Source organism: Pseudomonas corni, from assembly GCF_057128765.1.
Genome location: NZ_JBSKHW010000017.1, coordinates 130,349 through 146,115 on the forward strand (window position 1 = coordinate 130,349; position 15,767 = coordinate 146,115).

The 15,767-nt window shown below is 60.3% G+C and carries 6 protein-coding genes; 2 read left to right on the forward strand and 4 right to left on the reverse strand.

Annotation, left to right across the window (positions count from 1 at the left end; all coding sequences use genetic code 11):
• Positions 1–324 precede the first annotated feature (324 nt).
• Positions 325–2,301 (reverse strand): bifunctional tRNA (5-methylaminomethyl-2-thiouridine)(34)-methyltransferase MnmC2/FAD-dependent 5-carboxymethylaminomethyl-2-thiouridine(34) oxidoreductase MnmC1, encoded by a 1,977-nt coding sequence (gene mnmC, locus ACWKV9_RS23240; protein ID WP_483838450.1) that lies wholly within the window; start codon positions 2,299–2,301, stop codon positions 325–327.
• 215 nt (positions 2,302–2,516) lie between these two features.
• Here mnmC and pap point away from each other — a divergent pair, with 215 nt between their 5' ends.
• A complete protein-coding gene (pap, locus tag ACWKV9_RS23245) occupies positions 2,517–4,019 on the forward strand; it encodes a polyphosphate:AMP phosphotransferase (RefSeq protein WP_483838451.1) in 1,503 nt (500 codons plus the stop codon).
• Positions 4,020–4,410: 391 nt separating this feature from the next.
• On the opposite strand, the gene ACWKV9_RS23250 is transcribed toward pap, so the two are convergent.
• Genes ACWKV9_RS23250 through ACWKV9_RS23260 form a run of 3 tightly spaced genes read right to left on the reverse strand, consistent with a single transcriptional unit; the run spans position 4,411 to position 9,312 of the window.
• Positions 4,411–5,763 carry an HlyD family type I secretion periplasmic adaptor subunit gene (locus ACWKV9_RS23250; protein ID WP_483838452.1) on the reverse strand — a complete coding sequence of 451 codons (1,353 nt, stop codon included), beginning with the start codon at positions 5,761–5,763 and terminating at the stop codon, positions 4,411–4,413.
• Positions 5,764–5,775: 12 nt separating this feature from the next.
• Positions 5,776–7,932 (reverse strand): type I secretion system permease/ATPase, encoded by a 2,157-nt coding sequence (locus ACWKV9_RS23255; protein ID WP_483838453.1) that lies wholly within the window; start codon positions 7,930–7,932, stop codon positions 5,776–5,778.
• 24 nt (positions 7,933–7,956) lie between these two features.
• Positions 7,957–9,312, reverse strand: a complete 1,356-nt coding sequence (locus ACWKV9_RS23260) for a TolC family outer membrane protein (RefSeq protein ID WP_483838454.1) — start codon at positions 9,310–9,312, stop codon at positions 7,957–7,959.
• A gap of 419 nt (positions 9,313–9,731) precedes the next feature.
• On the opposite strand from ACWKV9_RS23260, the gene ACWKV9_RS23265 reads away from it, so the two are divergent.
• Entirely contained in the window at positions 9,732–15,635 is a 5,904-nt protein-coding gene (locus ACWKV9_RS23265; protein WP_483838455.1) for a retention module-containing protein, read from the forward strand.
• Positions 15,636–15,767: the final 132 nt, after the last annotated feature.

Genomic DNA, 15,767 nt, shown 5'->3' on the forward strand with positions numbered 1-15,767 from the left:
GATTTATGCAGCGCCGCCGTCGTGCTTCTGCCGAAGGCGTAGGAGCTCTCGGAGGTAACGACGGCAGCGATGGGCTGGGCACTAGCCCCAAATCAGCCACCTCGGTATATCTGACGAATCCGGTGCGCCGGTTTTACTGCCGGTTCCCGGCAGATCGTCAGCAAGCTGGACTCCTACGCCTTCGGCAGAAGCAGACCGTGATCAATGTTGGTTTCTGCATCGACGGCTGTGGGAGGGAGCTTGCTCGCGAGAGGGCATCCCGGCAGACGCACTTCTCGAGGGCCTGCTATCGCATCGCGAGTAAGCTCCCTCCCACGCGTCCGGTCACTTCCCACGAATCAACTGGCGCAGCACAAACCGATTCGGGTGACACGCTTCGGCCACGGCGCGGGGTAGCGGCAAGGGTTCGTTGTCCAGCCAGGCGGCGATCAATTCTCCCGACAGCGGCGCAGTAATCAAACCCCGTGAACCATGGCCGCTGTTGATGTACAAGCCTTCAATCCACGGGCAAGGAATGTCCGGGATTTGCCGGGCGTCTTTGCGCAACACCCCGTAGCTTTCCAGAAACGTTGCGCGGTCTGCCAGGGGCCCGACGATAGGCAGGTAATCAGGGCTGGTACAGCGAAAGGCCGCGCGCCCCTCCAGCGCATCGCTGGCGAGTGCGCTGATGTTCAAGCGATCCACCAGGTCTTCTGAAATCTCGCGCAGCATGTCCAGATTGCCCAGATGTTCCGCAGTGGTCGGCGTCAGATCGTCTGACTTGAAATCAAAGCTGGCGCCGAGGGTGTGCTCACCCAATCGTGCCGGTACGACGTAACCCTCTGCACACACCACCGTGCCCAGCGCCTGACTGGCCTCGGTCTGCTGCAAATGTGTGATCTGCCCGCGAATGCGCTTGAGCGGCAGTTCGGCGCTGCCGGGGAAGTGTTTGACGTCAGCCGCGCCTGCCAGCACCACCACGGGAGCCGAGTCCAGCAAGCGTTCGCCGTCCCATGCTTGCCAAATCCCGTTCTCGTGACGCAACTCGACCACATCGTGGTGGGTCATCAGGTGAATGTTGTTCGAATCAGCCTGATGCCGGCAAAGCGTAGGCGGGTGAACCCAGCCGCCCTGGGGATAAAACAAGCCACCCGATTTGAGTGCGACACCGGCTCGGGTTTCGGCGTCGGCACGATCCAGTAACTGCAACAGCTCAGCCGGGAACGCCTCTGCCAGTTGCACCTGACGTTCGCCTTCCTTGTCATCGAAAGCCAACTGCAGCACGCCGCAGTCATCCCAATCGACGCCACGCTCCAAACGCTCAAGCAGCCGTCGCGTGTGGCCGAAACCGCTGAGGATCAACTGCGACAGCGCGGTGCCATGGGCCGACAGCTTGAGATAAAGCACGCCCTGCAGATTGCCCGACGCTTCTTGCGCAATATCATGATGACGGTCCAACAGACTGACCTGCCAACCCCGAGCCGCCAGACTCGCCGCCGTGGCGCAACCGGCCAGCCCGGCGCCGATCACCAAAGCCTTGCGCGCGCCTGACACAGGCTGCGGGCGTGCGAACCACGGTTTGACTGGCGCAGACACGGCAGCATCTTCAGGCCATCCAAGAAACTTGCCTTTAAGCACTTCCCATTTATGGCCGATGCCTGGCACGCGTTTCATTTTGAAGCCCGCAGCGTTCAGCGCACGCCTGACCCAACCGGTGCTGGTGAACGTGGCGATGGTCGAGCCCGGCGCGGCCAGCCTGGCAAGTTCAGCGAACAGTTCGGGGGTCCACATGTCCGGGTTCTTCGCCGGCGCGAAGCCATCGAGAAACCACGCATCGATCTGCCCATCCAGTTGCGGCAGCATGTCCAGCGCATCGCCGATCAACAGCGTCAGGGTCACCCGGCCATCGTCGAACACGAAGCGCTGAAAGCCCTCATGCACCGCTACGTACTGCTTCAGCAACTGCTCAGCGAACACGCTCAACTCCGGCCACAAGGCTAGGGCGCGTTGCAGATCATCGAAGTTCAGCGGGTACTTCTCGACACTGACGAATTGCATCCGCACGCCCGGCTTGGCGCACGCCTGGAACAACTGCCAGGCACAGAGAAAATTCAGGCCCGTGCCAAAACCGGTTTCGCCAATCACCAGACGTCCATTTTCAGGCAGCGCGCTGAAGCGTTCGTGCAGCTCGTTCTGGGTCAGGAACACATGACGCGTCTCGGCCAGCCCCGACTCGGTAGAAAAGTACACGTCGGCAAATGCCCGGGAGTGCGGATTGCCGTGTTCGTCCCAGTCGATCTGGGCGTGATGGGTGATGGTCATGGTGGGCTCGGCACGAAGAGGCGGCAATCTTAACGCCGCGCTTGCACTGGAGCGAGGCCGACCGGCGCCGAAGTTGCCGCCATAGTGTCTACGGCCAGATTTGTGTTTGCATGGATTGATCTGTAGTGGCGATGGTCCTACCTTCACTAGCCCCATCGCACACCTTCATTTCCTGGCCGTCTGCCAGGCTTGTGTCACTGTCACGGGAGTCACGCATGTTTGAATCCGCGGAAATTGGTCACACCATCGACGACGATACCTACGACGCAGAAGTCCCCGCATTGCGCGAGGCGCTGCTCGAAGCCCAGTACGAGCTGCACGAGCAAGCCAAGCGCCAGGTCATTGTGTTGATCAACGGCATTGAGGGCGCCGGGAAGGGCGAAACCGTCAAGCTGCTCAACGAATGGATGGACCCGCGCTACATAGAAGTGCGCACTTTCGATCAGCAAACAGATGAAGAACTGGCTCGTCCTCCCGTCTGGCGCTACTGGCGCTACCTCCCGCCTAAAGGCCGAATCGGCGTGTTCTTCGGCAACTGGTACAGCCAGATGATTCAAGGGCGTGTACACGGGCAATTCAAAGGACCGGTGCTGGATCAGGCTATCAACGGCGCCGAGCGCCTGGAAAAAATGCTCACCGATGAAGGCGCGGTGATCTTCAAGTTCTGGTTTCACCTGTCCAAGAAAGACATGAAGTTGCGCCTCAAAACCCTGCGCGATGACCCGCTGCACAGCTGGCGCATCAGCCCGCTGGACTGGCAGCAATCGAAAACCTACGACAAGTTCGTGCGGGTCGGTGAGCGGGTGCTGCGTCGTACCAGTCGCGATTACGCGCCTTGGCATGTGATCGAAGGCGTGGACCCTAACTACCGCAGCCTGACGGTGGGTCGCCTGTTGCTCGAAGGCATGCAAAACGCGTTGAAGACCCCTGATAGCGATGCCCATCTGGTCAATCTCGGTCCGTTGCCGGGCGATGGCACCGAGTTGACCTTGCTCGACAATCTGGACATGACGCTGAGCCTGGAGAAGGACGACTACGACGAACAACTGATCACCCAGCAAGCACGGCTATCCGGATTGATGCGTGACAAGCGCATGCGGCGCCATGCTTTGGTGGCGGTGTTCGAGGGTAATGATGCGGCGGGCAAAGGTGGGGCGGTCAAGCGCGTGGCTGCAGCACTGGACCCGCGCCAGTACAACATCGTACCGATTGCCGCGCCCACCGAAGACGAGCGCGCGCAGCCATATTTGTGGCGGTTCTGGCGGCAAATTCCGCCACGGGGCAAGTTCACGATTTTCGACCGTTCCTGGTATGGCCGGGTGCTGGTCGAGCGAGTCGAGGGCTTTTGTTCTGAGGCCGACTGGTTACGTGCCTACAGCGAAATCAACGACTTCGAAGAACAGCTCACCGACGCTGGCATCGTGGTGGTGAAATTCTGGCTGGCGATCGATGAGAAGACCCAGCTGGAGCGTTTCGAGGCGCGGGAGAAAATCCCGTTCAAGCGCTACAAAATCACGGAAGACGACTGGCGCAACCGCAAGAAATGGCCCATGTACCGCGAGGCCGTGCGTGACATGGTTGATCGCACCAGCACCGAAATCGCCCCCTGGACCCTGGTCGAAGCCAACGACAAACGCTGGGCCCGAGTCAAAGTGCTGCGCACGATCAATGACGCGTTGGCAGCGGCGTTTGAGAAAGACAAAAAGAAGGGGAAATAGCGCCGTCCTGCTTCTGCCGAAGGCGTAGGAGCTTTCGGAGGTAACGACGGCAGCGATGGGCTGGGCACCAGCCCTAAATTCAGCCACCTCGGTATATCTGACGAATCCGGTGCGCAGGTTTACTGCCGGTCCCCGGCAGATCGTCAGCAAGCTGGACTCCTACGGGCTGCGCCCAGAATCAAAAGCACTGCGCCTGGAATCAAGTGGCACAAAAAGCAGCCTGATCATTTATCGTGGTGGGAGGGAGCTTGCTCGCGATGAGGCCGGAACATACGCTGCATCCTCGGTGTGGCGGGTAGCCAATCCAATCGCGAGCAAGCTCCCTCCCACGGGCCTGCGTTTGGTTAAGAGGGGACTCTTTCTCATCGATCCTGGCTACCTGACGGCGCAATCACCGCTCCCGCAACGCTTCGGTCCTGGCCTTCAACACCGGTTTCAACAGGTAATCCATCACGCTTTTCTCGCCGGTCATGATGTCCACGGTAGCGACCATTCCGGGGATGATCAGCAGCGGTTTGGCGTCGCCGCCCAGGTGATTTTTGTCGGTGCGGACCTGGATCAGGTAAAAGCTGTTGCCTTTGTCGTCGGTCACGGTATCGGCGCCGATCAGTTCCAGTTTCGCCGGCAGCCCGCCGTAGATCGTGTAGTCATAGGCGCTGAATTTCACCATCGCCTTTTGGCCCGGATGCAAAAACGCCACATCCTGCGGCCGCACCTTCGCCTCGATCAGCAGGTTGTCTTCCAGCGGCACGATTTCCACCAGATCGCTACCTGGCTGGACCACGCCGCCGATGGTGTTGACCTTCAGCGTCTTGACGATGCCTTTCATCGGCGCGGTGACGGTGGTGCGTGTCACGCGGTCATTGATGGCGATGCTGGTGGAGTTGGCTTTCGAAAGCTCCGCGCGTTTGTCGTTGAGGTCCTTGGAGGCGTCTGAACGGAAGCTGTCGGTGGATTCCTGAACCTTGCTCTTGATCTCGTTGATCGCAGATTCTGCTCTAGGAATCGCCAGCGAGGTTGCATCCAGCGAACCTCTTGCCTCGGCCGCCTTGCCTTTCAAACGGATGATTTCCACCGGCGACACCGCCCCGCTGGCAATCAAAGGCGTCGACATCGCCAGCTCCTGCTGAATGAACCCCAAGGAATTACGGTACTGATCCTGCTTGGAGCGAAACTCGGCCAGCTCTTGCTGCTTCTGCCGAAGTTGTTCCTGCAAGGTGCGCTGTTCACTGGCGAGACGCCGTTGCCGCGAGTCGTACAGCGATTGTTCATCGGCCGCCACCTGCGGCGCTTTGGCCAGTACTTCGGCTGACGGCTTGAACGGCCGGCCTTCAGCTTCCGCCGACAGCCGCTCCACTTGGGCGGTCAGCGTGTAGCGGTCTACTTCGCTCTCGCCTTTGTTCGACAGAAACCGCGTGTCATCGAGGCGCAACAGAGTATCGCCCTTGTTCACCAATTGCCCTTCACGCACGAATATCTCGGTGACGATCCCGCCTTCCAGGTTTTGAATCACCTGCACCTTGCTCGATGGAATCGCCTTGCCTTCGCCCATGGTGACTTCCTGGATCACGGCAAATTTGGCCCAGACCAGCGCGCTGACGATCAACGCTGCGGCTATCCACACGGTGAGTCGCGAGCGCCGGGAGGAATCCTGCGCGACCACGCCGGCCACCTCGGGCATGAACTCGTGATCGACCTGATTGCCCGGGCGAAAGTAGCTGTTATAGCTGTGAGCGGATGACATAGGTAACGCTCCTTAAACCGTGGCCTGGCCGACACGGCCCTTGCGCAGTGCTTCAACGACTTGCTCTTTGGGACCGTCGGCGACCACTTTGCCGTTGTCCAGCACCACCAGCCGATCCACCAGACTCAACATCGACATGCGATGGGTCACCAGCAGCAGGGTTTTGCCCTGCACAAGTGTGGCGAGCTTTTGCCGCAGGACATCTTCGCTGCCGTTGTCCATGTGACTGGTAGGCTCGTCCAGCAGCATGATCGGCGGATCGAGCAACAGCGCTCGCGCCAGCAATACCGCCTGCCGTTGACCACCGGACAGCAATTGCCCGCGTTCACCAACCGGCCTGTCATAACCCAGCGGGTGATGCCGCGCCAGATCGCCCACGCCAGTGATTTCTGCTACCTCCAGCATCCGTGCGTCAGTGACGTATCGCGCGCCCAGTGTCAGGTTGTCGCGCAGACTGCCTGCCAGCAGCGGCAGGTCATGGGCGACATAACCTACTTGTTGGCGCAGATCGGCGACGTCTACTTGTCGCAGGTCCAGACCATCCAATAACAGTTGCCCTTCATCGGGCGTGTAAAAACCCATCAGCAGCCGCGCCAACGTACTTTTGCCTGAACCGCTGCGGCCGATGATGCCAATGCGCTCGCCGGGACGAATGTTGAGCGTGACCTCAGTCAGCGCCTGTGCGCCCTGGCCGCCATAGCTGAAGCTGGCCTTGACCACGTTGATCGCACCGTTTAGCCGCACGTGTTCCAGCGGACGTTTCGAGCTGTCCCGCTCTTGCGGCAAAGCCATCAAGGCATCAGTGCTTTTCATCGTCACTTGCGCTTGTTGATAGCGCGTGATCAGCCCGGCGATCTGCCCGAGCGGCGCCAACACCCGGCTGCCGAGCATGTAGCTGGCGACCAGCGCACCCACGCTCAGGTTGCCGGCGATGATGATGTACACCCCCGCCACAATCGTCGCCATGCCCGAGAACTGCTGGATGAACAAGGTGCCGTTACTGGCCAGTGCCGACAGATCACGGGCATGGCTGTCCAGGCGGGTGAGGGCGCCGTGGGTCGATTCCCATTTGTGCTGGCGCTCGCTTTCGGCGCTGCACGCTTTGAGGGTTTCCAGCCCGCCAAGGGTTTCCACCAGCAAGGCTTGACGCTCGGCGCCCAGCGCGAGGCTTTTCTCCACCGTATCGCGCAGGCGCATCTGCACCAACCAGGCGAACAGGATGGTGATGGGGAACGCAACCAGCGGAATCACTACCAGCCAGCCGCCGAGCATGCCGATCACCGCCAGCATCAGTACAGCGAACGGCAGATCGATAATGCTGGTCAGGGTCACGGCGGTGAGAAATTCCCGCAGGCCCTGGAAGTCATGAATGCTCTGAGCGAAGCCGCCGATGCTGGCCGGGCGCGCTTTCATCGACATGCCAGTGATGCGCTCGAATAGCGTCGCCGAGAGAATCACATCGGTTTTCTTCCCTGCCTGATCCAGCAGGTGCGCGCGCACCAGACGCAGGGTCAGCTCGAACGCGGTGCCGATCAGCAGACCGACAGCCAGCACCCACAACGTTGATGTCGCCTGGTTGGGCACCACGCGGTCGTAGGTTTGCATCACGAACAGCGGCACCATCAGCCCCAGTAGATTGATCAGGAAGCTGGCAAGAATCGCATCGCCATATAAGCCGCGGGACAGTTTCAATGTGTCGCGAAACCAGGCTTCCACCCGCGGCACCAGCGGCGCGCGAAGGTTTTCCAGCTCATGGCGGGGGCGGGCGTATAACGCCTGACCTGTATAGATAGCTTGCAGTTCTTCACGGGTCACGCGTTGTTCGCCACCCTCGGCCTCGCTTGGCAGGATCAGCGCGCGACCGTCTTCTTCCCAGCGTCTGAGCACCGCGCAACGATTGCCCTTGAGCAGCAGCAATACGGGCAGATTCAAGCCGTCGATGGCGTTCAGATCGCGGCGCAACATGCGCGCCTGCAGACCTGCGCGAGCGGCGGCGCGAGGCAAGAGTTCGATATCAAGGCGCTGCTGCGCCAGTGGCAGTCCGGCGCTGAGGCTGGTGCGGCTGGCGCTGCAATCGTGCAGCTTGCACAAGATCAGCAAGCCATCGAGCAGCGGATCGTCGAAGTTCGAACGTGGGTCAATCGGGTGCGGCAGTTCCATGCTGGTCACAGGCGTATCCCCGGCGCTGACGCGCTACTTCATCTCAGGCAGGCGTGCTTCGTTTTTGACTTCCGTCATGGCGACCGCTTCGGCGGGAAGCACGACGCGTGCTTTGCGCAGCAGTTCGCCTTCGGTGGCCAGCACCCGGTACATCGAATATTCCTCGGTGTAACGCAGCTCGGTGTAACGGCGGGAGGCGTTGTACAGCTCGTTTTCGCTGTCCAGCAGGTCAAGCAGAGTGCGTTGCCCGAGGCCGAACTGGTCCTGATAGGCAGCACGTACGCGGGTGGTGGTTTCCGCGTATTCACGAGCAATCGGGGTCTGGGTGCGCGCGTTGTTCATGGCGTTCCAGGCCAGCGACAGGTTTTCGTTGAGCATGCGCAGGGCATTGTTGCGGATGTCCATCGCCTGGCCGGTCTTGTACGAGTCGGACTTCAGACGCGCTTGATCACGATTGCCGTTGTACAGGTTGTAATTCATCACCACGGCGGCGCGCCATTCGTTGTCGTGGCCTTCTTCGCCCTGAATGTTGTTGTTGGCACCGACCGCCAGTTCACCGTCGAAGCGCGGATAGAACGGCGACTTCGCGACCTCGTATTGCTTCTCGGCAGCCTGGACATCGGCTTGTGCCGATTTCAGGTAAGGGTTGTTGTTCAACATGCTTTGCTTGGCGTCGGGCAGGGATTTGGACACTTCACCCTTGATCGACGGCGGCGTTTCCAGCTCGTCTGGCATCTTGCCTACAGCGCTGAAGAAGTTCGCTTCGGCATCCTGCAGGTCGACTTGCGCGGTATAGAAATTGTTCTCAGCCAGCGCACGGCGGGCTTTGGACTGATCACGGTCGGCGTTGCTGCCAATCCCCTGATTGCTGCGCATACCGATCTGGTCGTTGATGCGCAAGTGCGCCTGGAGGTTGTTCTTCGCCAGGTCCAGCAGCTCGCGGCGCTTGAGCACTTCGAGATAAACCTCGATGGCCCGCAGCGCCAGGTCTTCGGACGTGCCGCGCAGGTAGTAGGCGCGGGAATTGACCACTGCTTCGGTGCGGCCTACTTCGTTCTTGGTATTGAAACCGTCGAACAGCATTTGTCGCAGGCGTAATTCCGACTGGGTGTAGTTCAGGGTTTCTTCGTTGTGATTGCCGACGAAGCGGGTGGTCGGGCTGTCGGTGTGCTGGCGGCCATAAGCAGCGTTCAAATCCACCACCGGGCGATATCCGCCTTTGGCGAACTTCACGTCTTCATCGGCGGACAGTCGGTTATTCACGTTCGAGCGAATTTCCGGGTGGTAATCGATGGTGTTCTGGATCGCTTGGGTAAGCGACATGGCTTGCGCTTGAGCGCAGCCCACCGCCAACACGACTGCTATGTAGAGCGGGGTCAAATCGCGCATGAGTACTTCTCCCTGGGTTGACTTGCTGCTTTCGCCAAAAAACCGACGACCTATGCGGTTAAAACCGTATCAGGTTTGTAACATCACAGCTAAGAACAACTTTCAGGATTGCTCAGACGTTTTTTTCATAAGGCTTATTCCAAAAAAAACTTATGTCCTTTTCCTGAATCGAGCGATTGTGAATCCAAGTAATTGCGCCTATTCAGCGCTTTATGGGCTCTGTAGGGATTTATCGGAAGGTTCAACGGAAATTTGACGGCGTTTGATCAAGCGGTTTTTCGAGCAAAAAACTTGAAAAAATTCAGCGACATAAAATTGTCGCTTGATGCTGGCTCTGAGCCATTTTGTTGCTTTGATCAAACACTTTCTGTTGGATTCGTAACATTTATGATCCGGGATTGCAGCGAAAGGGAGTGGATATGGCCAGTTTGATCGGTACGGTTCGGCAAGTGGTGGGCGATGTTTTTGCGATAGCGAGCAACGGCACCAAGCGATTGTTGATCGAGGGCGACAAGGTGTACGCCGGGGAGCAATTGCAGACGGGGGTCACAGGCGCTGTCGCGGTGCATCTTGCCAAAGGCGGCGAGTTAACTCTGGGTCGAGATAGCCGCATGCCGCTGACCCCGGAAATCCTCGCCAACCACGCCACCCATATCGACACGCCAGACCCGACTTCCAGCCAAGGCCAACTCACGGCTGTGCAGCAGGCCATTGCGGCGGGGGCCGACCCGACGCAGGTCACTGATCCGCCTGCCGCTGGCAATGCCAACCCCGGCGGATCGCCAAGTGCGCTGGGCGGTGGGCACACCGCTGTGCTGCTGACTGAAACCGCAGGTGTGGTCGTGCCAGTGATTGGCTTCCCGACGGCGGGCTTGGGCAGCGTGCCCGAATTCCCGTTGGGGCGTATTTACGGGGACGATGGATCGCCGGACTCTTCGCTGCCACCGCTAACGGAGCCACCGGTTACTGTGCCGCCAGTGCAACCGCCGCCGGTTGAGCCTCCGCCGGTTGAGCCGCCTACTGTCGAGCCGCCTCCGGTTGAACCACCTCTGGTCGAGCCACCTGTTGTGGTGCCACCGCCAGTTGAGCCGCCTCCCGTCGAGCCTCCCGTCGTAGTGCCCCCGCCAGTGGAACCGCCACCACCTGTCGAACCCCCTGTCGTGGTGCCACCGCCTGCGGACAATGGCGTGACGCTCGGCAACAGCCAACTCACGCTCAATGAAGCCAACCTTGCCAGCGGCTCGAACCCTGATGAAGGTGCGCTGACTCAATCCGGCTTGATCAAAGTGACGGCTGCCGACGGCCTGCAAACCCTCACCGTGGGCGGCATCAACGTCATCGTCGATGGCGTCCCCCTCGCTAACCCGCAGTCGATCACCTTGCCATCGGGCAGCACGCTGACCATCAGCAATTACAACCCGGTCACGGGCGAGGTCAGTTACAGCTACACGCTGAACAATCCGGAAACCCATAACCAGGGCGACGGCACGAGCAACAACGAGCAGATCGCTGTACACGCGGTCGACAGCGACGGCGATGTGGCCGATGGCAACATCAACATCGTGGTCCTCGACGACGTACCTAATGCTGGCGCTGATATTGGTTGGGTCGCAGCAGGTGGGGACACCAGCGGCAATCTGCTGCTCAACGACACGGCGGGTGCTGACGGCGCAGGGCCGGGCGGTCTGATCATCGGCGTCAAACCCGGTGGCGATACCTCAACCGCAGTGACTACAGGTTTGAACACTGTGATCGTCGGCCTGTACGGCGAGCTGATCGTCGATGCTCAAGGCAATGCCGTTTACACCGCCAACCCCGGCGTCGTGCCCGACGGCACACAAGATATTTTCACCTACACCATCCGCGACGCCGACGGCGATACCAGCACCACCACCGTGACGGTCAATGTCGTCCCCGGAAAACCTGATGGCGGCGTGATCATCGAACCGGGCGACTGCACGGTCAACGAAGCCAATCTGCCCGGCGGCTCTAACCCCGATGACGGCGCGCTGACGCAGACCGGCACCGTGAAGATCAATGCCCCTGACGGCCTGCAAACCCTCACCGTGGGCGGCATCAACGTCATCGTCGATGGCGTCCCCCTCGCTAACCCGCAGTCGATCACCTTGCCATCGGGCAGCACGCTGACCATCAGCAATTACAACCCGGTCACGGGCGAGGTCAGTTACAGCTACACGCTGAACAATCCGGAAACCCATAACCAGGGCGACGGCACGAGCAACAACGAGCAGATCGCTGTACACGCGGTCGACAGCGACGGCGATGTGGCCGATGGCAACATCAACATCGTGGTCCTCGACGACGTACCTAATGCTGGCGCTGATATTGGTTGGGTCGCAGCAGGTGGGGACACCAGCGGCAATCTGCTGCTCAACGACACGGCGGGTGCTGACGGCGCAGGGCCGGGCGGTCTGATCATCGGCGTCAAACCCGGTGGCGATACCTCAACCGCAGTGACTACAGGTTTGAACACTGTGATCGTCGGCCTGTACGGCGAGCTGATCGTCGATGCTCAAGGCAATGCCGTTTACACCGCCAACCCCGGCGTCGTGCCCGACGGCACACAAGATATTTTCACCTACACCATCCGCGATGCCGACGGCGATACCAGCACCACCACCGTCACGGTCAATGTCGTCCCCGGAAAACCTGATGGCGGCGTGATCATCGAGCCCGGCGACTGCACGGTCAACGAAGCTAATCTGCCTGGGGGTTCAAACCCTGATCAAGACGCGCTGACGCAGACCGGCACCGTGAAGATCAGTGCGCCGGACGGCCTGCAAACCCTCACCGTGGGTGGCATCAACGTCATCGTCGACGGCGTGGCGCTCACTAATCCGCAGTCGATCACCTTGCCATCGGGCAGCACGCTGACCATCAGCAACTACAACCCGGCTACCGGCGAGGTCAGTTATAGCTACACGCTGAACACGCCGGAAACCCACAATCAGGGTAACGGCACTTCGATTACTGACCAGATCCCGGTTCATGCCGTGGACAGCGACGGCGATGTGGCGGATGGCAATGTCAGCGTCAGGATCGTCGATGACACGCCCCATGCCGAGGCCGATCTGGCGGGTGTGGCAGCGGGGGGCACGGTCAGCGGTAACATTCTGCTCAATGACAGCGCTGGTGCGGACGGTCCCGGTCCGGCAGGGCTGGTGGTCGGCGTGAAAGCGGGCGGCGACGCGGCGCATCCGGTGTCCACTGGCGTCAACACAGTGATCAGCGGTCTGTACGGCACATTGACCGTCGATGCCCAGGGCAACGCGACCTACCAAAGCAACCCTGATCTGGTCGGCGCCCACGGCGGCAAGGACGTCTTCACCTACACCATTCAGGACGCGGACGGCGACACCAGCACCACCACCATCACGGTCAAAGTGGACCCGCCGTGCCCGCCGATTGCCTGCAACGATCACGACGTAACGGTGCTGGAAAGCGCGCTTGATGTTCATAAGGACGGACAGGATCTGGCGCCAGGCCGAGTGACCGGCAGCAATCCGGGCTCGACCGCCGAAACCGGCAGCGGCACGGTGGCCGATTCCGTGAGTGGCGGTAACGGCGCGCTGACTTTCAGTCTGAACAACGCCGAAAACGGAACAGCCAATGGTGCCTACGGCGTGTTGCACCTGAACGCCGATGGCACCTACACCTACACGCTGACCACCGCGCCGCAAACTACACCTGCGGCCAACGATGGTCCCAACATCACCCATGACACTTTTAGCTACACGGTTACCGATGCGCTGGGGCATTCGTCCACCGCTCAGATTGTGGTCAGCATTGTCGATGACCAGCCGATTGCAGCGTGCATCGATAAAACCGTGACCAGCGAGCAGATCGATACCAACCTGATGCTTATCGTTGATAACTCAGCGAGCATGAACGAGGCCTCCGGGGTCAACGGGTTGTCGCGGCTGGATCTGGAAAAGCAGTCGATCATCGAGCTGTTGAACAAGTACGACGCCTTGGGTGACGTGCGTGTGCAGGTGGTAACGTTCAACAGCCAGGCGGATGTCGTCAGCAAGGAGTGGGTGGATGTCGCCACCGCCAAAAGCATGGTCGCGGCGATTCAGGCGGGCAACGGCACCAACTACGACGCAGCCTTGGCCGCTGCGCAACAGGCGTTCGGCGAGAAGGGTGCATTGAGCGGGGCGCAGAATCTGGCGTACTTCTTCTCGGATGGCAATCCGACCCTGTCGCCGCAGCACTCCAATCCCGGAAGCCAGCCCAACCCTGGGCGGGGTGATGGCATCGACATCAATGAGGAGCACGTCTGGACGCAGTTCCTCGACACGAATCACATCAATGCCTACGCGATTGGTGTGGGCGCGGATGTCAGCAGCACGTACCTCAATCCGGTCGCCCATAACGGCGCGACCGGCACCGACAGTAATGCGGTGATCGTTACCGATCTCGGGCAGCTGGACGTGGTGCTCAGCGGGACGGTGCAGGGCGGGGTGCATGGCAGCCTGCTCGAAGGCGGTACGTTTGGCGCCGATCAGGGCTTTATCAAATCCATCAGCGTCGACGGTACCACCTACAGCTACAACCCTCGGGCGTATAGCCATTCGGGTGGTGTCATTACCAGTGGCGGCGAGGATCACGGCAGCTTTGATCCGCGCAGCAACACGCTCACCGTCACCACCGAGCACGGCGGTACGCTGGTGATGAACATGGACAGCGGGGTTTACACCTACACCCCGGCGTCAGGCGTGCAGCAGGCGCAGACTGAAAACATCCACTACGTTCTCAGCGATTTCGACGGTGATCTGGCGTCGGCGCAACTGACGATTCATGTCGTGGCGCCGCCAGTTTACGAGGTGCCGACGGCAGTAGCGGACAACGTCATCACCAATATCACCTCCACCAACGTCGAGATTCCTGCAGCGGCATTGCTCGCCAACGATATCTCGACCAACGGCGGTTCATTGGGCGCTTCGCCGACGGTATTTGAAACCGGCTGGGCTGCGAAGAATGCGGACTTCACCGCGTCGTCACAGAAGGTCATTCAGTTCGGTGGCAGCAAAGACAGAGACATCAACCACCTGAAAAATCTGGAACGCAGTGATTTCTTCAACACCAGCGCCACGGCTGCGCTGTTGGTGATCACCGGGTATCTGGGGGCGGTCAACGCCTCGCCGTCCAACGCTCAGGATCTGTATAGCGTTCATCTGAAAGCCGGGGAAACGGTTACCGCCGATCACAGCTTGACTAACAACGTGTTGGGCATGGCCTGGCAGTTTGAGAATGGGGCGTTTCACGGCATCGCTGACGGCGGCAGTTTTACCGCGACCGAAGATGGCGTTTACCGACTGGTGGTGGTCAATCAGGCGTCAGCCCCGGTTAACGAGCACTACACGTTGAACCTGTCTATCGACACCAGCGCCGTCAACAGCACGCCGGATGTTCACAGTACCTACACCGCCACCGATGCCCATGGCGGCAGCAGCACGGCAGCGGTGAATATCAGTCATCAGGATGGGTCGGTAGTGCTCGGCACCACAGGCGATGATGTGCTGGTGGGTGCGGCGGACAGCCACTTGCACGGCGGCGATGGCAATGACGTGTTGGTGGCGGGCGCAGGCAATAACGAACTGTTCGGCGATGCCGGCAACGACACCCTGTTCAGTGGCGCAGGCAATGATCTGCTCGACGGCGGCGCTGGCAATAATACGGCCGATTATTCGCTGGCGACGGCGGGAGTGACAGTCAGCACTGGAATCAACGGCCCGCAGGATACGGTGGGGGCGGGCACGGACACGCTGGTCAATATCGACAATCTGGTGGGCTCGAACTTCAACGACCACCTGACCGGCGATGCGGGGCACAACGTGCTCAACGGCGGGCTGGGCAACGATGTGCTTAATGGCATGGAAGGCGATGACCTGCTGATCGGCGGACCGGGGAACAACACGCTGACCGGCGGGCCGGGGAACGACACCTTCCAGTGGATGGCCGGCAACACCGGGCACGACACCATCACCGACTTCACCTTTGGCGCCGACAAACTGGACCTGTCGCAATTGCTGCAGGGGGCTCACGAGGACGCGAACTCACTGGAAAACTTTCTGCATTTCAGCATCAGCGGCAGTGATTCGAGCGTGGTTTCGACCATCTCGGTCAGCGCTGTTGCAGGCGGAGCGACCACTCAAACCATCGACCTGGCAGGCGTCGACCTGGCCCAGCACTACGGCGTCGCCCCTGGGGCTGGCGGCATGGTGGCGGGCGGGCCAGACACCGCATCAATCATCACCGGCATGCTGGGTGATCATTCGATGAAGGTCGATACCGTTTGAGGGAGGCTGGCGGTGTGCCGGAAACACCGCACCATTTTGTGTAGTCCGGACCTGTAGGAGCGCGCTTGCCCGCGATAGCTGTTTGTCAGGCGATAAATACGTCACAGACAAATTGCCATCGCGGGCAAGCGC